The sequence below is a fragment of the Streptococcus sp. 27098_8_66 genome (assembly GCF_041431945.1).
Classification (GTDB): domain Bacteria; phylum Bacillota; class Bacilli; order Lactobacillales; family Streptococcaceae; genus Streptococcus; species Streptococcus dentalis.
Genome location: NZ_JAPVYS010000002.1, coordinates 243,339 through 266,173 on the forward strand (window position 1 = coordinate 243,339; position 22,835 = coordinate 266,173).

A 22,835-nucleotide genomic window follows, 5' to 3' on the forward strand; every position below is an offset into this window, starting at 1 on the left:
GAAAATATGCCACAATTATTTGCTCAAATTCAAACTCATCTAACTATTTTTATTACAAATGATTTTTATCACTACAGGTTGGAGTGGTACTGTAAGGAGTTTAAACATGAAATTCCATGAATTTGGTGATAAGAATTTGCCTCCTATCTTACTGATACATGGCGGTGGCAGTTCTTGGTGGAATTATCTTCGTCAAGCACGGATCTTATCAAAAGACTACCGTGTTATTCTACCCACGCTGAATGGGCACGGTGAAGAATATCAACTCGATTATGTTTCTACGGAAGATTCTGCTTTGGAGATCCTAGACTATGTCAAAGCAAACTGTGGTGGGAAGTTGTTTGCGATTGGTGGTGTTTCACTTGGAGGTCAAATTGCCATGGAGCTTTTGTCATTAGACAGCGAGATAGCTGAGAAGACCACCATAGATGGAAGTCTCTGTATTCCACAACCAAGGTTAGCTAAAATCAGCATCTTTCTAGTAGTTCTATTTGGTAAACTGATGTTCAGTAAATTCTCTTGCAAACTTCAATTAAGCATAATGGACAAACTCTATCCTAAACTGGCTTATCCAGAGGAAATAAAAGCACATTATTTGGAGGATCTCCCAAGGACGCCTATCAAAACATTGGTGACCATTTACAAAACCTATATGGGGCGTTACAAGTTGAAGGACACAATTTCTGCTAGTAAGGCCCAGGTTCTGTATATCTACGGTGAAAAAGAATTAAACTGTGTGAAAGCATCGGCGAAATTATTTCAGCAGCTACATCCCAACACGATCCTGTATGAAGCAAAGGGCTATAACCACGGCTATTTATCAGCTTATCTACCTCAAGAGTGGGTTGATTTGGTGGTACCATTTTTAAAGAGCGATCCATTGGAAATCTGATATGCTGTAAGGAGGAATCTTATGCTTGGAGCAATAGTTGGAGACATTGTAGGTTCTGTTTATGAATGGGACAACATTAAAACGAAAGACTTTCCATTATTTCGTGAGGATTGTTTTTTCACAGATGACACGGTTATGACTTGTGCTGTTGCAGAAGCCATTATGAATGGCGGTCAGAAGGATGACTTTATTGACGCCATGAAAAAATATGGTAGGATGTATCCCGATGCAGGTTACGGTGCAAGATTTGGGAATTGGGTTGATGGCGACGATCGAGAACCTTATAATAGCTTTGGCAATGGCTCAGCCATGCGTGTTTCTCCATGTGCCTGGACCATGGATTGTAGTTTCTGTGCACGAACGGGAGCCTGGCCGTCCAGAAGAGCTCTTGCACGACTTTCTGCAGAGGTGACTCATAACCATCCAGAGGGGGTCAAAGGGGCTATGGCGACGTCTGATGCTATCTTTATGTGTCGTTATTACTTTGGAGGTTACAGTGGCGACTATGGAAAACCGATCAACGATAATCCTACAGAGTGTAAGAGACTCATCAAGGAACACATAGAACAAGAGTATGGATATAATCTTTCTCAAACACTAGATGAAATTCGTCCTACTTATCGTTTTAATGAAACTTGCCAGAATACGGTACCTCAGGCCATCATTGCCTTTCTTGAAAGTACAGATTTTGAAGATGCTATTCGAAATGCGATTTCTCTTGGTGGGGATAGTGATACTCTTGCTGCTATCACAGGAAGTATCGCCGAAGCAGCTTATGGAATCCCTGATTGGATAAAGGACAAGGCCTATACCTATCTAGATGAGCCTTTAAAAGATGTGCTTAGCCGATGGGAGCAAGAAGTTTCAATAACATAACAGAGATTAGTAAAAACAACCAAAAACACTAAAGCGACGGGATAAGTAACAATCTCGTCGCTTTTGCTTAAAAGTTAATGTTGCCATGGATTTATTCAGGCACCTAGTTAGATTTTTGCTGATTCAAGAGGAGGATACAAGTCATTACTGAGATACAGGATACAAGAATCAGATACCAAAGGTTTTCAAGACCAAAACCATAATCGACCATCAATCGGAATCCCCAAGAAGCGGGGGAAAGACGCCCTATTGCTTGGAGAAAATCAGGCAGTAAGGTGATGGGAAACATGATTCCTGAGAGCATAATTGATGGTAAAAAGATAAGTTGTGCTATCATGGTCAGCTTTGCTTGATTATTAACAGTAAGGCCCAGTATACTTCCGATACTCAACGATACAAAAATGTAGATGGCAAGCGCGAGAAAGAATAAGGGAAATTGACTTGGTAGATTTGCTTTAAATAAAATTGGAGCAAGTAGTAGGATCACCATGCAGGTAATCATTAAATGAAGAAAGGCAGAGAGAACCATTGTCACCAATCCTAAATGAATAGGCACACCATTTGCTTTATAAATCTTTTTTATGTCGCTTCCGTATGTTTCAATCAAGGAAGGCGGTAAGCCGAGAAAGGCCCCCATGGAAACACTCATGACAATCATTGACTGTATGAGTGTGCTTTCCATATCAGGTATAACGGAAGTAAAAATACCACCCATGAGAAGAAAGAAAATAAGCGGTACAACATAGTAAGTAACCAGGAGAGACTTACTTCGTATGTCCAATTTCCACTGTAATGCTAGGCTATATAAAAAACCATTCATTCCGATCCCCTCCTTGCCATTTCGATGAAATGCTGCTCCAGTGTGCCACGATCCACCTTAATATCCAGTATTTGGATATGTTTCTGTTTGCATTCTTCCAATAATGAAATCAAAGTGTCCTCGATCGTATCTGTTTCAAAAGATTTCTCTCCGTCCTGGGTCTTTAAATGGATGAAATAGTTTCTTCCCAACCTGTCTGTCAGTTCTGAAGGAGTACCACAAAAGACAATCTTTCCACTATTCAAAATAGCAATGCGGTCACATAAGGTTTCAACTTCGGCCATATCGTGGCTTGCCAAAACAATTGTCTTGCCCTGTGATTTGAGCTTTCGGATTTGTTCATGGAGGGATAGTCTTCCTTCAACATCAAGTCCCGCTGTCGGTTCATCGAGAAAAATAATATCCGGATTACTGATAAGTGCAAGAGCGAGATGTAGTCTTCTTTTTTGTCCCGTGGATAATTGCAGGTATTGTAACTTCTCAATTTTTTTTATTTCCAGAGCTTTAAGCATATCATCATCAATTTTTGTATGATTCCATTTTGCAAAGAGCTTTATCGCTTCCATGGGTTTGATATGGGCGGGCAAAGAAGATGACTGCAGTTGAATTCCCATTTTGCCGTTTACAACAATAGTGCCTCCATCATATTTTCTCAGTCCTTCGATACATTCAAGTGTTGTTGTTTTCCCAGCTCCGTTCACTCCGAGCAGAGCAAAGATTTCTCCTTGTTTGATTTGAAAATCGAGACCTCTAAGAACCAATTTGCTACCATAACTTTTCTTTAATCCAGAAATCTTTATCGCGTCTTTCATGGTTCCACCTCCTCAAAGGGATTTGTTCCAAGCCTTGAAAAATAGAGTTGTAGGGCGGGTCCTATATAGTCATTGACTATTTTTTGCTTTTCTTCCCAAGCGTTTGAGGCTGTGTCGATAGTACCAACTTCCATCAACTTAGGAAGCATGCTCATATCACCATTCGTAAACTCCATAATCAAGCCCCAGTATTCTTTCACAACCTGTTGGCTTTGTTCGCTTTCAGCCGGTACGTCTTCTTTTTGAAGCTCTACGATTTGATCACTTAGGCGGTTCAATCTGTCCATAAAGTCTTGTCCACTTTTCTTGTCAAATCGACTGCGTATCTGGTCGAGCGTATCATCATCAAAGCGCTTGATAAGAGAGTAGGAGTCATTCTTCATCTGTAGATTGACGATGATGTCTGCATACTTCTTAAAATTGACTGTCTGTATTTTCAAAACTTCTGCCTTTAACTGCTCTATTGCGACCAAAGAATCCTTAAGTTGTTCAATATTTTTACGAAGAATATCTGCTTGCTTTGTAAGAGCATTGGCAACATCATCAGGTGTTTTCAAAGAGATCAAACGCCCCTTTATATCCTTGAGAGAAAAACCTAATGATTTTAAAGACAATATCTGATGGAGTAGCACTAAGTCTTTATCGGTATAAAGCCTGCGACCTCCCTCACTTTCTGCCGATGGGGAAAGCACCCCTTCTTTATCATAGTATTGTAAAGTACGGACGGTAACCCCCATTTTCTTAGCAAGTTCCCCAACTGTCATAAATCCTTCCGGTATTGCTCTGTATTTAGCCATCATTACCCACCTCCTCATACCTATTATACATCGTTACGTAAGGTCATGAACAAGGATTTTTAATAAAATCTAAACTGTAAAGCTTTTAGTATTAATGAAGAATCTCATAAAAAATATAGACTTGATGAATTGGTGAGCTTGTTTTCTATTTCAAAAGGTTATTTGGTCCAATAATAAATATCTGATATGTGAGTGGAAACGTGTTATAATTGAGGATGAGACAAGAGGAGGTAAGCTGGTGAAATTTTTAGCAATCAATCCTATTTAGTAAAAAGAATGCTTGAATCTCTATCCTCACGTGTTGAGTATATTAGTTTGCTAAAAAACTATCTTCTATCTAAATATTGAAAGGATTAATGATGTATCTATTAGAATTGTACCAAAACAATTATTCAAAAGATTTAGTCGTGTTTGATTCTTTAGAAGAGGGAAGAGCCTTTGTAGCGCAAATCCCGGGATATACTTTAGAAAAAGAATATAGTTTTGATGTGGAGTATTTTAATCCAAAAAATCTACCGGATTATATGGAGATTGTCTTCAATGGAAATATTGTCCCTTTATCTAGATTTTCGTTTAATTCTGAGGAAAATGTGGACATTATTTGGAAAGAAATTTCGAATCTATCCGTTAAAAACGATAAAATGATCGAAGGAGCTACAAAAATCGATGCTTATGTCGTGAATAACGATGAAGTGAAAGCTTATGTCGAAGCCAGAGAAGCAAACTTCCGCAAGGCAAAAGCATTCCTAGAAAACAAAGGGTATGAAGTTGACAGAAGCTTTTTCGGAAGTGAAGACGGCGAAGCGATTCTCTACAGAAAACGCGGCACCGAAGATTGGCACTTCTTATGCCACTTAGACCCGCTGTTTGTAGAGATTGAAGATGTCGAAGAATATGTGAAAGAAGCGATGGAAGATATTCAATAGTCAAACAAAGTTCTTTGTGAGTGTATGCAACTGCTTGAGTAGACGGATTGAGCAGTAAAGAGAAACATCTAGCACTATCTAGCTTCTTAAGGAGAAATATCTATCATGAAAATGGAAATCAGGAAAACCTATCTTGTAAAATAAGATTATCGCCTTAATTCCTCAGGATATGATTAAACGAATTCCATTTTTTGTTAGAAAACATGCCATTACACGTACTGTTAAGAGAATCTCGCTCGAGTATCCAGACTTGTATGCTGTAGCTGAACAAGAAGGCCAACTTCCTTAAAAGGAAGCTCAAGAATTGCGACAAATTCTTACAGATATTTTCCAAGAGAAAATGAACAAGCATAAGATTAAATAAGTTTTGAGAGTTATCGATAAGATGTCGATTGAGCATTAGGAGTTGAGAATGGCTATTGATGGCGTTAAAATCATTGACAGTGATCAAGGGTATGACATTTACAATGAAGTAGTCGGTCGCTATAGAGACGGTGAACATGTAGCGAATATCATCAAGGATATTCTCGATGCGGAAAAAGATTACTGTCAAACAGACTTTTTTACAGAAATTTATTGGACTGCTCTTGCCTACTCACTGTGGAAGATTGGTCACCTGACAGACGATATCAGAGATAAAACCTTGGAGCTTATCAAAAAAGGGGCTGATCCATTTTGGTTGGAAATAGATTCAAAGGCTTTGAAGCAAAGGCAAAAGGTCTTGGATAAACTTGCTATCCATTTGCAAACTGAAAATCCTAGACCTCTAAAGGTCCTCAAGACCAAAGCTAAACGCAAACCCTACTTTGTAGAAGGGGATCTCCTTACTGTTAAGTTCCAAGATGAGTATGGTCTTGTCTTTGTGTCTATGGTTGAGCAGAGTCCTAGAAAGCTTGAGTATCATCTGGCTTGCACGCGCCTCTTACAGACAAAAAAGCCCACCATCGATGATTTTTTGACCAGTCAAATCTCCTGTAAGATGGACAATACAAAGTTTGCTCTCGTTACAGACTGCTGGTTCAATCACAAAGATTTAGGGCAATTATTAGAAAATATTGAAAAAATTGGACAGGTGAAACTTAGACCTTTTAGTCTTTGGATGCTAGCACCTGCCCAAAATTTAGAAGATATTTATGAAGAAATCACTAGAGATAAAGGTTCCTTTGGCCTTAGATTCATCGAAAGCTATAAACTTGTCGACGATATTTTTCCAGTTTAATGCTTATGTGATAAAGGGGTTAATGGTCAATCATTCCCATTGACTATGCTGGGCCCTGACACCATAACTATCTAGGGAACCATCTGAATTGAACTTGGCTTCAATCCGATATCTTTTCCAGAGGTCGTAATCTGCTGTTTGGATGGTTAGGATAAAGTTGGCATCGGTGTCAGAGACACTATAATCAGCCGGATCTAGTTGAAAGATATCGATTAATTTTCGTGTTTGAAAATCTTGGAGCTTGAGATTTGCTAGCTTGACATGATTGATGGAAATTTTTTCTAGTTGCTTGTTATCCTTGGGTGTTCTGTAATAGGTGATGACGCAGTTTTTGAGCTGATCAGTATCTTTACCTGTGGGAGTGAGGCTCATAAAGCCAAAGGACTGATTATCCCGCTTGACTTCAAGAAGCTGACCGTAGTAGAAGTGGTCGTTCTTGGGATTTGTGATGGAAGTCTCTGGACTTTTATCTTCAAAGCTAAAGCCTTGGTCCAAAAGTTCGGAAGCCTTGGTCTCACCGATAATAACAGTGGTATCTTGAATGGTTACTGGAACAGGTTGAGCTGGAAGGCCACTCATCATCATGCAAAACATAAAAACATAACTTGTTAAAAAAGCTGTCCCGACAAAAGCGTTGGTTGATGCATAGACATGACTGTTATGAAAGTTTTTGCTTATAGCCAGTACAACAAATTTACCAAGACTTTTTAAAACCATACTAACAAGTACGATAAAAAATTGTTTTTTCAAACATTCATAAATGGCTTGAGGAAAGCTATTACCATGATAGTAGAAGACAGCCAATACCAGTAGATTTACGATTAGATAGATTAGCAAGAACCAATGAATCTCTTTAATGGCATTGGCATCAGTGATTTCTTCATAGTCAACGTGAATTCTACCTTGAATGGCATGGCCAAGTTTATAGATCCATTTTGGGACATCTTTCCCTTGTCTGACCGCAACTATGAGTCTGATATAGAGATAGATAGTAAAGGATAAGGATAGAAAGAAAAGAGCATAAAACCCTAAAACAATACTAGTGAACATGACTATTCCCTCTATTTAACATTCAATAAAACAATTTCTTAGCTCCATTATAGCATTTTCTATAGAAATAAAGCTAAAAACATCAGTATTATCTTACAAGATTCAAAGGAGAAAAATCATGGGAATGATTGCCAATTATCAATATTTACCAGACAATGAATTAGAACAAATAAAAGGTCTTTCCAATCAAGAAGATGACTTATTAGATTTTTCTGAGGATTCCACTGATAGTCATGATATCTTACTAGATATTGACAAAATGTGGGATGCTCTTCTCTTTGTCATGACAGGATTTAGTAGTTCAGAATTTTTGGATGACAATCCGTTGAGAGAAGCTGTTTTAGGGGTGACTCCTCTAGAGGATGTATCTGAATATATCGCCTATACTGAAAAATCGAGAATTGCGGCTATCAGTCAAGCTTTAGAAGAATTTGATATGGACAAGGCTTTGAAAGACTTTAGTATGGAAGCATGCAAGAAAGCCGACTTGTATCCTGATATTTGGGATTATCTTGAGGAAGAGGAAGAAATCAAGGATGATATTTTAACCTGCTTTGTCAAAATGAAAGACTTTTACAAAAAGATTATGGAGCTCAATGGAAATGTCCTGGTCACTATTTGTTAGATAGTTTATTAAACATTCCTAAAAGAATAAAACTGCTTGAGGTAATAAATGAACAAAGAAGATTTATTGGCATTATGGAAGGGAATAAACTGGGAAAAACATGAATCGGGGATCTATTTTCTAGGGCGATATCTAAATAAAGACATAAATATTTATTTTACAGGTTACTGTGAACAGGATTTAGTCTTATTATCAGATGATTTGATGACTAGTTTATATAGAAACTTGGAACACCTTGATAAAAAAGCTCAAAAGGTTATCCATGATAATTGGCCTGATAAAGCAGTTACAGAACTGGAATTAAGGGAGTTAATCTTGGATAAAAGTAGTTCTTATGGCGAATTTGCTCTAGGTTATGATGCCGGTGTCTCTCCAGCTGGAGCCCTTTATCTTTTAGTGAAATTCGATAAATATTTTCAAGCTGATAGAGAGCTTGTGTATGAAATTTACTAACTGTCTGACAATAAGAGGTTAAAATCAGGTGATGAAATGAAAGATTTATATAAAGCAATGTTAGGCTTAAATGGTATTGTCCTTGTTACCATTTGTTAAGATTTTATGTCATCCATTAGGAAGGTGGTCAGATGAATCCATATTTACAAGAATATATCACTCGGACAAGGGAATACCATGCTAAAGATGGAAATTCTTCCAGTGTTGCGGAACTCTATGATTTGGCTGATGAATTAGCTAAGTCTGAGGATTTAGAAGCTAAAAAAGTCTTAGTTGACCTCTATGACCAATTGGGTCTCTACACTAGTGCCTATAGCTTATTTACCGAAATCTTAGATAAACCAGACCGAAAACAATTAAAGAAACTGAGCCGTTTACAAGAAATGAGTCAGAGTCATGGCGATCGTTTTGCCCTTCCTCGTCCTCTAAGAAAAGAAGAGAAGAAGCAAAGACAGGACTTGTTAAAAAAATTGCCTCATTTTCTCTATCATCCAGATCCGTTGGCTACAGGTTCATTTGTTGAAGGAGAAGCCAAGGTTTGTCCATCTTGTGGGAAAGAAAGCAATGTTTATTATGCTCTTAGACCCTACAGTATTGAAGAGATAGAACATCTCTGCCCAACTTGCATTGCAAATGGTCAAGCAGCTAAGAAATTCGATGCGGAATTTATCCAAGATGCCGAGTGGCAGGGTGAATTGGATCCAGAAAAGAATCAGCTGCTTTTTTGTCAGACTCCAGGCTACTCTAGTTGGCAGGGAGAATATTGGCTTTCTTGTTGCCAAGATTATTGTGCTTACTTGGGTACAGTTGGAACTCGAGAATTGAAGGCCATGGGAATCGCTGAGCAAGTCTTGGCAGACTATGAAGTGCGTGAGGAATATCAAGAGGTAGAAGACTACTTGGTAAAAGACGGGCCTATCTGTGGTTATTTGTTTAGATGTCTACATTGTCAAAAATACCAGATCTGGGTTGATGCAGATTAATTCGAAATGTGATTCGCTATGAAAATTAAAGAGAAGACTATGGAAGAACTAGAATTATTCGAAGCCGCCTCCAAAGATTTATTAGATACTATACAGGGATTTAAAGACAATCTATCTGTTCAATTTCCCCTATTAGATAGTGATAACTGGCAGTATGATAAGGGATCGATAAAAGTTTGTAAGGCTGATGAGTCAGGATTCAAAAAAAGATGTAGGGTCGGAATCAGCTACAACTTGAAAGTCTCCCTATTAAACGAAGATGCCGAGCAAATCTGGTTACTGTTTAAAGACTGGTTCAATACTAGCAGATTGAGTCAAGTTGAAAGAAATCCTAATAATGAGGATTTGGGAAGATATGTCTTCTTAGCAAGTTCCCCTCTAGGTGATCAGGTAGATTGTTCCATTTATTTGCCTAATGAGTGGAATATCCCTCAGATTAGCTTTTCAGGCTATCTAACAGCTCGTTATAGGGCTTGTGATCTTGATAAATAGCAAGAATAAGATGGAGGTTTTTAGAGATGAGAAAGATTAATTGGGACAAGATAAAGACTCGCTTAGATGCCTTGCTAGTCATTGACGAATATCTGACAGATCCGAGTGAGGATTGGCTCAGACTCGTGATTAAGACTGAGGAAGACTATGGAGTCCGCTATCTTATTGATAATGGATCTGGTGATTCTTTAGATGTGATTTCGACTGATAAAATGATCCTTATAAAAGGCTTTGATCATGAAAGTAGTTTAAGCCAGTTTGGTGCTGACGAGTGGAATCAAGATATCATCGATAGTTTTTATAAAGGACTGGATGAAAAGTATATCTCACTTTATTCAGAAGAACAAAAAGATGAAACAACCTTCTTTATCTGGTATGACGGTCACGCGCATCAACAGACTTACCAAGATCAGGATGGCGGAGAATGGTTGCTATCTTACCTCTTTGATAGCTTTGAGAGATTTCATGAGTTTGTGACTGACTATTATGAAATTACCGTAGATGAAGCCTTGTTAAGTAAACTATACAATCATGGATATCTTTCAGAAGTAGAATTGGAGCAATTAATTCATAATTCCTAGATTAGACAAAAAATCAGACTTATTCTTGTTTGGATAGGCCCTTAAAGCGATGGGATAAGTACATCTCAGTAAACTAATATGTACAGTGAGAAAGGATTTCCCTATGGGATTTTTCGATAGATTTAAAAAGAGAGATGATAGTTATAAAAGAGAAAAAGTTATAGAGGTTATCACAAATATTTTAAAAGATATTCACTTAAAAAATTATAAAGATATAAAGAATTATGTTGACGAATTTGAGATTGACGATTTAAATGAATTCTTTGGATATGTTGAAAAAACACTTGAATTAAATGATTTTGACACGATTGATGAATATGGAGTGGCATGTAATTTCCATCCACCTTATGAGTATTCTCAATTGGAGATTTATGATTATAATGACCATTCTGGGTTTGCCGTTGACTATGAGATGACTTCTAATTCAGAATTAGTGGATATGACCCTTCAATTAGAATTTTTATATACCAAAGATGGCTATAAGGTGAGATTTCTTAATATTGATTCAGATTAGTAAGGACCCCCATGTTAAAATCGAATAAGCTAATTATTTTTTTAATTTCTCTACCTTTTCTGATGGTCATTATTTTCTATTCTCTTAGTGAGCATCCTGGATACAGTGATGATGGGAATTTCGTCAGAAATCATGAGGCTGCTATTAAGAGTGAGATCATCGCACACTTAGCCCAGGAAAAGCAGGACATAGAATCTGTAACCTTATTACCAAATACTGCTAGGGGCGAGTATGATAATGGTGGTGATGTGAGTGGACATTACCATATCTATTTTACAGCCTACGTCAATCATAATCGCGAACGAACGATAAGCGTAGAACTATTCTTCCCCGATGCCAGCATTCCCCCATTTACCTTGTTTCCTCCCAACCCTTATAAAGACAAGGGAAAAAAGATGTCCAATTGGTTGATGGGGAATATTGAAGTATCGGAAGAAACCTCTAAATAGAAATAAGAACAAGTCATGATGAATAGAATAGTAGACGAACAGATCACTCTTATTCCCTATTATAGGAATGATGCCATCTCCCTTCTTTGGTATCAAGATAGTGAGGTTTGCAAACAAGTGGATAATACTGATCAGATTTACGATGTAACAAAACTTCATAAAATGTATGATTACCTAACTTCACATGGTTCTTGCTATTATATCCAATATGAGGGAGTGTTAGTTGGAGATGTGACACTTCAAGATAATTCAGAGCTTTCTATAGTGATCAGCAAAGAGTATCAGAATTTACAGATTGGAAGACGATGTATTTCTGAAATGATACAACTGGCCAAAGAGAAAGAAATGGTACAGGTCTCTGCTCAAATTTATCCTTTTAATACTCAAAGTCAAAGAATGTTTTTGGCTTTGGGATTTCAGAAAGTAGATGAAGAGTGGTATGAATATCAGTTGCTTTAGAATAGGTGTGTATCATTTTATGTATTTAAATAATAGTCTGTATTTTGTACACTAAAGAAATTTAAAGTAAAAATAAAGTCATTATAAAATCTAATTGAAATAAGAGAAGAAATTATCTATCTTCTATGTCTGTAACCGCTTTTTTTGCTATAATAATACTAGATAGTAATGTAGGAGTTCCAATCATGGTTACAAAAAGGTTTTTGAAAAATGTTATTGTTGCGATGGTCTCGGTATTTATATCCTTGGCTTTTGTTCAAGGTGTTCAAGCCCAGCAAACTGGACTTGATTACCAGAGTCTTCATCTACTGCCTTTTAATGGCAGTAAGCAGCTTGTACTGGGGGATTTTGATCATTTAGGTCGTGCTACCTCAGCCCATATTCAGCTGCAGGACAAGGATGAGCCAAAGAAAAAAAGAGAACCACGTCTCAACTATAATCCGGTTGGTTGGCACAATTATAAGATTGCCTATGGAAACAAAGGGAAGAAGGCCTGGCTGTTCCATCGAGGGCATCTGATTGGCTATCAATTTAGTGGCCTGACCAATGAAGGGAAAAATCTGGTTCCTCTAACTGCATGGACCAATACGGGGAATTATAAAGGGACAGCGGATAGTAATGTGGAAGGTATGCTTTACTACGAGAAACGGCTCGATAGCTGGCTGGCCACACACCCCAATTATTGGCTGGATTATAAGGTGACGCCTGTCTATACGGGGGATGAATTGATCCCTAGGCAGGTGACCTTGCAATATGTTGGAATTGATCGAGATGGCAATCTTCTGCCTATCAATTTAAGTAGTTCCAAAGAGTCGGTAGATGCTTATGGGATCACCACCGTTACCTTGGATAACTATTCTAAGAACGCGACCATTGATTATCTGAAGGGAACCGCCAAGCCATCTTTAGTGCCGACGGAACCAAGTAGTCAACCACAACCAGCCAGTCCTTCTGTAGAGACGCAACCAAGTCAAGCCCCTCAACCTAGTCAGCCAGCAGTGCCTGCACAGCCCGTTCAACCTGTAGAGCCTGCAGCGCCAACTCGTCAACTGGCTCCAGTTGTTTATGTGGCCAGAAATGGAAGTGCTGATGTTTATTGGTACTCTTTGGACAGTATGCCTCGCAATACCAATTTCTCTAAGGTGGTTCAGATGTCAGAAGAGCAAGCGCTAAATCTTGGAAAAAGGCATACAAGTAAGGAATGAGTATCAGTCATTTAGATGATGAGAAAGCCCAATTGTTGGGCTTTTTGTGTTGCATTACAATCTTAAAAAGCTAGTAATCTAAAATGATCTCTCAGAATCTTGCAAACGTTTTTATAAAGTAGTATACTAGAAATAGTTTATGGAATCGTTTGCATAAAACGGTAAATGATGAAAAGAGAATATAGTAGGAGACGAGACAGATGGAATTAACAGCAATTTATCACCGGCCTGAATCGGAGTACGCCTATCTTTATAAGGATGGCCAGCTCCACATTCGCATCCGGACCAAGAAAGAAGATATCAAACGGATTGTCTTACACTATGGGGATCCCTTTATTTTTATAGAGGATCTTTATGAGGCAACTAAGGAAATGGACAAGGTGATGACCGATGACCTCTTTGATTATTGGCAAGTGTCTGTATCTGTCCGCCATGCACGAATCCAGTACCTCTTTGAATTAGAGGACACAGCGGGAGAGAAGACCTTGTATGGGGATCGGGGTGTGGCAGCCTACACCGAGGAGAACCTGGACTTTGTCATGAACGGCTTTAAGCTTCCCTTTATCCATGAGATTGATGGGTGTGCTGTTCCAGATTGGGTGGCGCAGACGATTTGGTATCAGATTTTTCCTGAGCGCTTTGCCAATGGGAATCCAGCCATTTCCCCAGAAGGCGTCCGCCCTTGGGATGCCTCTATTGCTCCTCAAGTATTGGATTTCTTTGGTGGTGATTTGCAAGGGATCATCGATCATCTGGACTACTTGCAGGAGTTAGGAATTACAGGGCTCTATCTTTGCCCGATTTTTGAATCTCCGAGCAACCACAAGTACGATACCATTGATTATTTTGAAATTGATCGACATTTTGGAGATAAGGAGACCTTCCGCCAGCTAGTGAAAGAGGCCCATGCGCGTGGGATGAAGATTATGCTGGATGCCGTCTTTAACCATATTGGCTATGATTCCCCCCAATGGCAGGATGTGGTCAAATACGGGGAGGATTCGATTTACAAGGACTGGTTCCATATCAAAGAGTTCCCTGTCTCCTCAGAAAATCTGTGGAATAGTCGCGACTTGTCTTACCATACTTTTGCCTTTGCAGGCTATATGCCTAAGCTCAATACGGCTAATCCTGAGGTGAAGGCCTATCTCTTGAAGGTGGCGACTTACTGGATTGAAGAGTTTGATATTGATGCTTGGCGACTGGATGTGGCCAATGAGATCGACCATCAATTCTGGCGGGATTTCCGTAAAGCGGTCTTGGCCAAGAAGCCGGATCTCTATATCCTCGGGGAAATCTGGCATTCGTCCCAACCTTGGCTCAAGGGCGATGAGTTCCATGCGGTGATGAACTATCCCCTCTCTGAAAGTATCAAGGATTATTTCCTGCGGGGGCATAAGGAGACCCAACGCTTCATTTGGGAGATCAATAGCCAGTCTATGTACTACAGGCAGCAGATTTCTGAGGTGATGTTTAACCTCTTAGACTCGCATGATACAGAGCGCATCTTGACGACGGCCAAAGGCGATCTTCAGTCTGTCAAGTCTGCTCTAGCCTTCCTTTATCTGCAACGGGGTACGCCCTGTATTTATTATGGAACGGAGCTAGCCCTCATCGGTGGTCCAGACCCTGATTGCCGCCGTGTCATGCCATGGGAGCGCGTGTCAGCGGACAATGACATGCTCAACTTTATGAAGGACTTGATCCAGCTCCGAAAAGAAGTAGCAGGCATGATTCAGTATGGTAAAGTGAGTCTGGAAGAAGTAGAGCCGGATGTGGTGGCAGTTGAATGGCAGCATGAAGGTAACATGCTCAAAGCCTACTTTAACCAGTCGAAGAAAGACTTTGTCTTAGAAAGAGGACAGGCAGATCTGATGAGTCTTGGAAGCATTTCCGATGATCGCTTGATCATTCAGCCAAATGGCTTTGTTATTTATAGGGAAAATTAGTAAGAAAGAAGATTGCAATTGAGAGATTGCAGTCTTCTTTTTATAAATGGTTGGTTTATGGTTGTCAGTATAGTATAATAGTAGCAAATGATAAAGGAGGAGACGGTGATGAAGATGTTAGCAATCAATCCTATTTCGTTTAAAAAAAGAATGATGGAATTTCTATTCGATTACCTTTTCATTCTAGCTTATTTAGTTTTTCTGTTTATAGTTTCTATGCTTATTTACATCATTTTTTTTAATGGCGTCCCAGAGTTTACAGAAATTCAGTCGCAGTGGCTTGTATTTTTAACCTCTATTTTGCCAATCACCCTCCTGTTCACATACTTGGATTATGCAAAAAATGGGAGTTTTGGGAAGGTAAAAGCAGGACTTGAACTGGTCTACCAGAAAAAAACAGTGCAAGCTAGCTTGATTAGAAACGTCATCAAATTTTTACCTTGGCAACTCGGTCATATGGGCACGATTCATGGCGTCTATAGTGAGTTTGACGTGTTATCCATTATCCTCTCTAATTCGGCGACTCTCCTCGCAGTTTTGCTACTGGCAATGACGCTGTTTCGGAAAGATAAGAGGCATCTAGGTGACCTGCTAGCCCATACGCAAGTGCAACTAAAAGAAGAATAGGGTAGAGATTGTTTATCCTATCCTTAAAGAAAAAGACTAACATAGTTAGGAAGTATCTGTATGAATGAGATCGTTGAGTTTACAAATCTTTGTATGGTAAGAGACGGCGATAGAGTTCTTGTTATGGATCGTAAAAAAGAGGACTGGCCAGGCATAACCTTTCCTGGTGGTCATGTCGAAGCGGGAGAATCATTTACGGAAGCAGTAATCCGTGAAGTGAAGGAAGAAACTGGCTTAAGGATTGCTTCTCCCCAGATTTGTGGAATGAAAGATTGGGTAGAAGACGGCATTCGTTATGTAGTTCACTTTTATAAGACAGAAAAGTTTGACGGAGACTTAATATCCTCTGAAGAGGGGGAAGTCTGGTGGGAGGACCTGAAAGAATTGCCAAATCTAGACCTCTCTCTAGATATGGAGGATATGCTTCGTATCTTTCTTGAAGAAGACCTGTCTGAATTTTTCTACTACCAAGATGGAGAAGATTGGAAGTACGATTTAAAGTGAATTTGGATACTGATTCTTCTAATAATTAACTTGATAACTTTTTTTAGCAGTTAACCCAATGGTTGGCTGTTTTTCTTTTTATAAAAAACTGATATATTCGTGGAACCTTGTTATAATAAAGGAGGGAAGTAATAGGAAAATGATCGTCTTCTGTTTATAAGGTAAAGGTTGACATGCCCCTTGGGGACAGGAGTATCATATAGTAAAGGGGGTGCAAGATTATGTTAAGAAATGATATTCAAAGAATAACAGGTTTAACTCGAAAAGCACTAGAATACTATGAAGAAAAAGGTTTTATTCATCCTCGAAGACTAGAAAATGGGTATAGGGAATATTCGGAAAAGGATGTGGAGATTCTGAATAAGATTGCCTTGTTTAAAAAATTAGGGCTAAGCATAACAGAAATAAAGGACTGTCTGAAGTCAGATGGGGCTACTGCATCTAGTATTCTCAGAAGAAAAGAGCAAGAGCTAGAAAGTGATGAGAAACGGAAAGTAGTGTTTGATCTCTATATAAAAGGTGCAGACACGGATCTGATCAATGAAAAACTTGCGGTCATCGAAGCTGAGGACTCCATTTATAAGAGACTCGAAAGAGCATTTCCAGGATACTTGGGGCAATGCTTATTTGCTGCCTATCAACCTTTTTTACAGGAGCCCTTGTCAAAAGATGGAGAAGAAGCATTTAAGAAGTATATTCAATATTTAGATAGCCTTCCAACCTTTGAGTTAAGCAGAGAAGAACAGGATTATGTTGATGAACTGAGTTCTAGTTTTAATATGAAGACCTTAAAAGAGGTTAATGAAGCTAAGATAGCTGCGGTAGAAAGTTATGAAAAGTGGCATAATGAAAATAAGGACACAATTTCTATTTATGATCGCTATTTGAACAGTGATGATTACAAAACAAGTCCAATGAAACACATTCAAGATCAACTGAAAACATTTTTGGTTGACCATCACTACTATGAACTCGCTATTCCGCTGATTAGACAATTTAGTAAGAGTTACGATCATTATTATAAAAAACTAACGGAGGCAAGTAACTATTACTTAAAACAAAAAGGAGATGCTCCACAATAAATGGAAGATAACTATACTTCATAATATTTAACGACTAATAGATAGAGTGAGGGATGACTTACCCTTGCTCTATTTTTCGGTTCCTTTAATTGTGCTTTTCCCTACATAGGTGTATAATGTGTCCTTAGATAAACAAAATAGGAGTTTACTATGGAATTAAAAGATTTTACAGAAAAAGAACAAGAACAAATCAAGCAAGGTTTGAGCACAGCTGAGATTTCTGATAAAGAAGCGGCGAAGAAGTTGCTTGCTCTTGTACCGCAAGAATGGATCAAACGCATTCCATTCTTTGTCAGAGGGCATGCGACGACCAAGACAGTTGAGCGTGTAGCCAAACAATACCCTGAACTTTATGCCGTGGCGAAACGTCAAGGAGACCTTCCTGAAAAAGAAGGAGAAGAGCTCCGCATGATTATGACAGCCATCTTTGAAGAAAAGATGAACAAACACAAGATTAAATAAGATTCATTATCATTGAAGAGCTGGACAGTTTGCCAGCTCTTTTTTGCTACTTATAAACTTTTCTCATTTCGTAAAAAATAGTTGGAGTAAAGTCAGTTTTAAACTATAATATAGGAGAAGGATTATCGATATGAAAAATTTATAGTACAAACATTTTAATCAATAGAGAAGGAACCATTTTATGAAACCATCTAAAAAAATCATGCTCCTTACTAGCTGTGCTTTGGCAATCTTTGCTTTAGCGGCTTGTGGTAGCAACCAAAAGCAATCCAAGGAAAAGCAGCAAAGTTCCACTGTGCAGAAATCTAGTTCAGATAAGGAGCGCTACAAGGGAACTTATAGCAACCTCAACAGCAAGGCAAGTGTCGAAGAAGTGCGGACTCTTTTGTCTGCTTATTTGGATCAGGACAGTGTTGACAAGTTTCTGGGTCTAGTAACGGATTACGATAGCATTGTAGGCTCTGTTGGCTTGACGGGTGACTTCAGTAAGTTCAAGAAAACAGACTACAATGTTGAGAAGATCAGTGACTTGTGGACCAAGAAAAAGGGCGATTTCGTCGGGACCAACTGCCGGATCAATAGTTATACTCTTCTGAAGAATCGCATCGAGATTCCTAAGATGAAAGCGGATAGTGAACTTTTATTTGTGGACAATGATGCCATTGACAAAGGAAAAGTCTTCGATGAGGCAGACAAGGAAGCCTTTAACATTCTGTATTCACGGGTTCCGACAGAGGCTACAACGGATGTAAAGGTCCATGCCAAGAAGATGGAAGAATATTTTTCTCATTTCAAGTTCAATGAAAATGCGCGCATGCTTTCTGTTATCGTTCATGATAACCTAGACGGAAATACCCTTTTTGTCGGTCACGTCGGTGTCTTGGTTCCTGCCAAGGACGGCTATCTCTTTGTTGAAAAGCTGACCTTTGAAGAGCCCTATCAAGCCATCAAGTTTGCGACCAAGGAAGATGTTTACAAATACTTGGAGACCAAATATCAAGACTACACAGGTGAAGGTCTGGCTAAGCCTTTTATCATGGATAATGAAAAATGGGTTGAGATGAAGTAAAGGATGAAAGACAGCGTGTTAGGATTTAGAAAGATAATGGAGTATGCTCCGATTCGATATGTGCTAGTTTTCCTGCTCGTTTTCACTGTTCTCCTTTTCCTGAGAAGAAGGGCAATCGTGAAACGTAGTGGAGGTCCCTTCTTTGCCCCCTTCCATATTAGCTATGGAATCTTCTATATCCATGTCGCACTGTGTTTCAGTCGGCGAATGATCCCACTGAAAGAGATCAAGCAAATCACCTATTCAATTTTTCGTGGACGATCTGGTGGTGGGGCTAGCTATGCTTTTTATATCGAGCTCAGAAATGGAAAGACTATTCCCTTCTTTTTTGGAAAAAGTAAGCGGAATGAAGAGCTAGTGGAGAAACTCAAACGAAATGCTGGCAGGTATGGGTTTAAGGTAGTTCATTTGCCATAGAATACAAACATATGTAGAAAAAAACGAGTATTATATCCTTAAAAACGAAGATGAGCAATTCTAGGAAAGAATATATTCATTTTCGGCCTTGTATCATAAAACGCAAAATTTATGGCTCTGTGTCATGACCCATGCCTGTATCAATTCCTTGTCTCAGATTTTAGTGAATGAAGAGGTATGGCTATCTATCGTCAGTAAAATTCTTATTATTAGTTTAGCAATCATGATTGCAAGAAAGAAGTATGTAACAGTAAAGGAGGAAAAATGAGAAAATTTATTTCAAAACCATCAGTCGCTGTCTGGTATGCCTTGACAGCCCTCCTTGCTACCTTTCTAGTAGGGCAAGTGATCCTTTGGTTTTTCCCAGATGGGAGTAGTATGGGTGCCTCGCTACTGTTTATCCTAATGAACTTGATTCCCATGATTGTGGCGGCTGTCTTTTCTCTTGTGTTGAGGGAAGTTAAATCCTTGGGTGAATTTTTCAAAAAGGTCTTTCTTCAAAAAGAAAGTTCCCTGTCCTGGATCCTAGCATTCTTCATCCCCGTCATCTATTATGGGATTTCCATCCTGCTTATGAACGTTCGCTATACTGGGAACTCCCTCTTGGCCTTCCTCCTATATTTCCCATGGACCTTATTATATGGCGGTCTGGAAGAAGTCGGGTGGCGTTGGTTTTTACAAGATCATCTTTCCTTTAGTAAGCACTTTATACCTAAAATGATGGTTCTTTCCATTGTCTGGTTCCTCTGGCATATCCCTATTTATCAACTCCCTTGGATTACAGCAGGTTCGTCCAACTATCTAATCTTTTACCTGATGATTTTAGGGAATACCTTCCTATTTGGAGCTCTCAAGGAGTATTCCAAAGGAGCTGTTCCTTGTATCCTTGCCCATATGCTGATTGATAGTCTAGCTGTCCTTATGCTGGTACAGAGCTCTCTTCCACAGATTATTCTTCTGGTTATTTTCGAAATCCTATTAGCCTCTTGGTTAGTAGCTATACGAAAATCATAAAAATAGAGTTGTACCTCTTTCGGTGGGAGTCTGTCATTTTTACCCTTTAGGACTTCAATGTAGAGTCCATAAAATGGTATAATCAGTTTAACGAAGAACCTAGAGATAGGATCAAATTATCAACACAGTGTCATTCTTTTCAATTATGGGAGAGGGGGAAAGACCATGCAAAAAACCTTTCAGTTGTTGCGAAGAGGAGATATAGAGGGAGTCCGTCAGATATTGGATAAAAAGCCTGAAGAAGTCAATGCTGTTTCGGGTGACAAACCTAAAAGAGATCAGGGACAGTCGCTCCTTCAAGTCGCCATCAAATCGGGACATTTAGATATTGCAGACTTACTCATTGATAAAGGAGCAGATCTTAACTTTATTGAAGAGCCGATAGAGCTGAATCCATTTTGTCAACCGGTCATCCAAACAGCGGGTGGACGAGCTGTATTTGACTGCAGGCGCTTGATCAAACGTTGGAATGGCCAATATGAGATGTATTCGTCTAAGGAAAAAGCTGACAAGTCTTTCAAGGTTTTTGAGAAAATGTTGGAACTTGGGGCCGATATCTCTCAGAAGGACAGCCATGGTGGGACTTTGTTGCAAACTATTTTAATTGAAACCAAGGAAGTGCTGCCATCTTATTATTGGAAAACAAAAGAAACAAGCGATAATGTCCTCATAACGGATGAATTACGTCATGATTTAAATCGTATTTATGATCTATTAATTCGTTACGGTGTGACTGCGGACGAAATAGCGGTCTATCAGAAGATTCCTCTCAAAGAACTTTACCAAGACAGTCCGACCATGGAGTTCTTAAATCGGTTAGATCAAAGCAAATCTTGATAAACATTTGAACTACTAGTTAAAAGAGCCTCAGGGCTCTTTTAACTTTGTCTGACAGAGCTGGAAGTACTAGGAAAATGTTAGACCAGATTTTCTTAAAAAAATGGATACAAATCCTAAATAAAATAGAGTATACTATTCTATGGAAGAACAAGATTTTTAAGTATCGAATCTAGGAGGGCAGTTTATGTCTCAAGAAACTTTCATCATGGCGATTGACCAGGGAACCACTAGTTCGAGGGCTATCATTTTTAATAAAAAAGGCGAGCAAGTTAGCTCTACTCAAAAGGAATTCACTCAGATTTTTCCGCAGGCTGGTTGGGTGGAGCACAATGCCAATGAGATTTGGAACTCGGTTCAGTCGGTGATCGCTGAGGTCTTTATTGAAAGTGGCATTAAGCCTAATCAAATCGAGGCGATCGGCATTACCAATCAACGGGAGACGACAGTTGTTTGGGATAAGAACACGGGGCTTCCTATTTACAATGCTATTGTCTGGCAATCTCGTCAAACTGCCCCACTAGCTGAAGAGCTCAAAAACAAAGGCTATGTAGAAACCTTCCACCAAAAGACAGGTCTAGTTATCGATGCCTACTTTTCAGCAACTAAAGTTCGTTGGATTTTGGACCATATTGATGGTGCGCAAGAGCGTGCGGAGAAGGGCGAATTACTTTTTGGAACCATTGATACTTGGTTGGTCTGGAAGCTGACGGATGGAGCTGCCCACGTGACAGACTATTCCAATGCAGCCCGTACCATGCTTTACAATATCAAGGAACTGAAATGGGACGATGAAATCTTAGACATTCTCAACATTCCTAAGGTAATGCTTCCTGAGGTGCGTTCAAACTCTGAAATCTATGGTAAGACAGCTCCTTTCCATTTCTACGGTGGACAAGTGCCGATTGCAGGGATGGCGGGAGATCAGCAAGCTGCTCTCTTTGGCCAATTGGCCTTTGAACCTGGTATGGTCAAAAATACCTATGGAACTGGATCCTTCATCATTATGAATACGGGTGAGGAGATGCAGCTATCAGAAAATAACTTGCTGACGACGATTGGTTATGGGATCAATGGCAAGGTCTACTATGCACTAGAAGGATCGATCTTTATCGCCGGAAGTGCCATTCAGTGGCTCCGAGATGGCCTGCGTATGATCGATCATTCACCTGAATCCGAGGCCTATGCTCTGAAGTCACAGAACCAGGATGAAATTTATGTGGTCCCTGCCTTTACGGGTCTTGGAGCACCATACTGGAATCAAGAGGCGCGTGGTTCTGTCTTTGGGCTTACCAGGGGAACGACCAAGGAAGACTTTATCAAGGCAACCCTTCAATCCATTGCCTATCAAGTACGCGATATCATCGACACCATGCAGGTAGATGCAAAAACTCCTATCCCTGTCTTAAAAGTAGATGGAGGAGCAGCGAAAAATGATTATTTAATGCAGTTTCAGGCAGATATTCTTGGAATTGCGATTGCCCGTGCGAAAAACTTAGAAACAACTGCCTTAGGAGCAGCCTTCCTAGCAGGTCTGACCGTAGGTTATTGGAAGGACTTGGAAGAATTAAAATCTCTTCATGGAGCAGCTCAAATCTTTGAACCAAAGATGGATGAAGCTCGTAAAGAGAAATTGTACAAGGGCTGGAAGAAAGCAGTCAAAGCCACTCAAGTATTTGCAGAGTTTGATGACTAAAGGGATCAATTAAACGAATAGTTTA

The 22,835-nt window shown here is 39.3% G+C and carries 27 protein-coding genes and 1 pseudogene; 24 read left to right on the forward strand and 4 right to left on the reverse strand.

What is annotated here, in order from left to right:
- Positions 1–106: 106 nt before the first annotated feature.
- The gene (locus O3642_RS03150; protein WP_371605368.1) at positions 107–892 is read left to right on the forward strand and encodes an alpha/beta fold hydrolase; all 786 of its coding nucleotides are present in this window, start codon (positions 107–109) and stop codon (positions 890–892) included.
- A 21-nt stretch (positions 893–913) separates the two neighbouring features.
- The gene (locus O3642_RS03155) at positions 914–1,768 is read left to right on the forward strand and encodes an ADP-ribosylglycohydrolase family protein (RefSeq protein ID WP_371605369.1); all 855 of its coding nucleotides are present in this window, start codon (positions 914–916) and stop codon (positions 1,766–1,768) included.
- A 103-nt stretch (positions 1,769–1,871) separates the two neighbouring features.
- Here O3642_RS03155 and O3642_RS03160 read toward each other — a convergent pair whose 3' ends face one another.
- Genes O3642_RS03160 through O3642_RS03170 form a run of 3 tightly spaced genes read right to left on the reverse strand, consistent with a single transcriptional unit; the run spans position 1,872 to position 4,200 of the window.
- Positions 1,872–2,588, reverse strand: coding sequence for an ABC transporter permease (locus O3642_RS03160; protein WP_155171651.1), 717 nt, complete (start codon positions 2,586–2,588; stop codon positions 1,872–1,874).
- A complete protein-coding gene (locus O3642_RS03165) occupies positions 2,585–3,400 on the reverse strand; it encodes an ABC transporter ATP-binding protein (RefSeq protein ID WP_371605370.1) in 816 nt (271 codons plus the stop codon). Before O3642_RS03165 ends, O3642_RS03160 begins: the two co-directional genes overlap by 4 nt.
- Positions 3,397–4,200, reverse strand: coding sequence for a MerR family transcriptional regulator (locus tag O3642_RS03170; protein WP_371605371.1), 804 nt, complete (start codon positions 4,198–4,200; stop codon positions 3,397–3,399). Before O3642_RS03170 ends, O3642_RS03165 begins: the two co-directional genes overlap by 4 nt.
- A 356-nt stretch (positions 4,201–4,556) precedes the next feature.
- On the opposite strand from O3642_RS03170, the gene O3642_RS03175 reads away from it, so the two are divergent.
- From O3642_RS03175 to O3642_RS03185, 3 genes and pseudogenes are all read left to right on the forward strand, one after another.
- Positions 4,557–5,123, forward strand: coding sequence for a hypothetical protein (locus O3642_RS03175; RefSeq protein WP_371605372.1), 567 nt, complete (start codon positions 4,557–4,559; stop codon positions 5,121–5,123).
- Between the two features lie 142 nt (positions 5,124–5,265).
- A pseudogene (locus O3642_RS03180) lies at positions 5,266–5,487 on the forward strand (hypothetical protein); the annotation flags it as partial.
- Between the two features lie 48 nt (positions 5,488–5,535).
- Positions 5,536–6,342, forward strand: coding sequence for a hypothetical protein (locus tag O3642_RS03185; protein WP_371605373.1), 807 nt, complete (start codon positions 5,536–5,538; stop codon positions 6,340–6,342).
- Positions 6,343–6,372: 30 nt separating this feature from the next.
- Here O3642_RS03185 and O3642_RS03190 read toward each other — a convergent pair whose 3' ends face one another.
- A complete protein-coding gene (locus O3642_RS03190; RefSeq protein WP_371605374.1) occupies positions 6,373–7,392 on the reverse strand; it encodes a hypothetical protein in 1,020 nt (339 codons plus the stop codon).
- Between the two features lie 118 nt (positions 7,393–7,510).
- Between O3642_RS03190 and O3642_RS03195 the strand changes: the two genes are divergently transcribed.
- The 19 genes from O3642_RS03195 (at position 7,511) to glpK (ending at position 22,810) form a co-directional block, all read left to right on the forward strand.
- The gene (locus O3642_RS03195; protein ID WP_155171663.1) at positions 7,511–8,017 is read left to right on the forward strand and encodes a YfbM family protein; all 507 of its coding nucleotides are present in this window, start codon (positions 7,511–7,513) and stop codon (positions 8,015–8,017) included.
- A 48-nt stretch (positions 8,018–8,065) separates the two neighbouring features.
- Positions 8,066–8,470, forward strand: coding sequence for a hypothetical protein (locus O3642_RS03200; RefSeq protein WP_155171665.1), 405 nt, complete (start codon positions 8,066–8,068; stop codon positions 8,468–8,470).
- A 131-nt stretch (positions 8,471–8,601) separates the two neighbouring features.
- Positions 8,602–9,453: a CbrC family protein gene (locus O3642_RS03205; RefSeq protein ID WP_371605375.1), complete on the forward strand. Its 852-nt coding sequence runs from the start codon at positions 8,602–8,604 to the stop codon at positions 9,451–9,453.
- Between the two features lie 18 nt (positions 9,454–9,471).
- Complete coding sequence (locus O3642_RS03210) at positions 9,472–9,945, forward strand: hypothetical protein (RefSeq protein WP_371605376.1); 474 nt, start codon at positions 9,472–9,474, stop codon at positions 9,943–9,945.
- Between the two features lie 26 nt (positions 9,946–9,971).
- Positions 9,972–10,526 (forward strand): hypothetical protein, encoded by a 555-nt coding sequence (locus O3642_RS03215; RefSeq protein WP_151378982.1) that lies wholly within the window; start codon positions 9,972–9,974, stop codon positions 10,524–10,526.
- Positions 10,527–10,629: 103 nt separating this feature from the next.
- Complete coding sequence (locus O3642_RS03220; RefSeq protein WP_151378981.1) at positions 10,630–11,040, forward strand: hypothetical protein; 411 nt, start codon at positions 10,630–10,632, stop codon at positions 11,038–11,040.
- Positions 11,041–11,051: 11 nt separating this feature from the next.
- Positions 11,052–11,489, forward strand: coding sequence for a hypothetical protein (locus O3642_RS03225; protein ID WP_371605377.1), 438 nt, complete (start codon positions 11,052–11,054; stop codon positions 11,487–11,489).
- Positions 11,490–11,504: 15 nt separating this feature from the next.
- A complete protein-coding gene (locus O3642_RS03230; protein WP_371605378.1) occupies positions 11,505–11,948 on the forward strand; it encodes a GNAT family N-acetyltransferase in 444 nt (147 codons plus the stop codon).
- Positions 11,949–12,133: 185 nt separating this feature from the next.
- Positions 12,134–13,153: a DNA/RNA non-specific endonuclease gene (locus tag O3642_RS03235; protein WP_371605379.1), complete on the forward strand. Its 1,020-nt coding sequence runs from the start codon at positions 12,134–12,136 to the stop codon at positions 13,151–13,153.
- Between the two features lie 200 nt (positions 13,154–13,353).
- Positions 13,354–15,102, forward strand: coding sequence for a glycoside hydrolase family 13 protein (locus O3642_RS03240; RefSeq protein ID WP_371605380.1), 1,749 nt, complete (start codon positions 13,354–13,356; stop codon positions 15,100–15,102).
- 87 nt (positions 15,103–15,189) lie between these two features.
- On the forward strand, positions 15,190–15,729 hold the full coding sequence (locus tag O3642_RS03245) for an RDD family protein (protein WP_371605381.1): 540 nt from the start codon (positions 15,190–15,192) through the stop codon (positions 15,727–15,729).
- Positions 15,730–15,789: 60 nt separating this feature from the next.
- On the forward strand, positions 15,790–16,233 hold the full coding sequence (locus O3642_RS03250) for an 8-oxo-dGTP diphosphatase (RefSeq protein WP_371605382.1): 444 nt from the start codon (positions 15,790–15,792) through the stop codon (positions 16,231–16,233).
- Positions 16,234–16,454: 221 nt separating this feature from the next.
- Complete coding sequence (locus tag O3642_RS03255; protein WP_371605383.1) at positions 16,455–17,315, forward strand: MerR family transcriptional regulator; 861 nt, start codon at positions 16,455–16,457, stop codon at positions 17,313–17,315.
- Between the two features lie 150 nt (positions 17,316–17,465).
- Positions 17,466–17,777, forward strand: coding sequence for a hypothetical protein (locus tag O3642_RS03260; protein WP_155171687.1), 312 nt, complete (start codon positions 17,466–17,468; stop codon positions 17,775–17,777).
- Between the two features lie 181 nt (positions 17,778–17,958).
- A complete protein-coding gene (locus O3642_RS03265; RefSeq protein WP_371605384.1) occupies positions 17,959–18,846 on the forward strand; it encodes a DUF4300 family protein in 888 nt (295 codons plus the stop codon).
- 3 nt (positions 18,847–18,849) lie between these two features.
- Positions 18,850–19,263: a hypothetical protein gene (locus tag O3642_RS03270; protein ID WP_371605385.1), complete on the forward strand. Its 414-nt coding sequence runs from the start codon at positions 18,850–18,852 to the stop codon at positions 19,261–19,263.
- A gap of 264 nt (positions 19,264–19,527) precedes the next feature.
- A complete protein-coding gene (locus O3642_RS03275) occupies positions 19,528–20,277 on the forward strand; it encodes a CPBP family intramembrane glutamic endopeptidase (RefSeq protein ID WP_151378972.1) in 750 nt (249 codons plus the stop codon).
- 165 nt (positions 20,278–20,442) lie between these two features.
- Entirely contained in the window at positions 20,443–21,114 is a 672-nt protein-coding gene (locus O3642_RS03280) for an ankyrin repeat domain-containing protein (protein WP_371605386.1), read from the forward strand.
- Between the two features lie 187 nt (positions 21,115–21,301).
- Complete coding sequence (gene glpK, locus O3642_RS03285; protein ID WP_371605387.1) at positions 21,302–22,810, forward strand: glycerol kinase GlpK; 1,509 nt, start codon at positions 21,302–21,304, stop codon at positions 22,808–22,810.
- Positions 22,811–22,835: the final 25 nt, after the last annotated feature.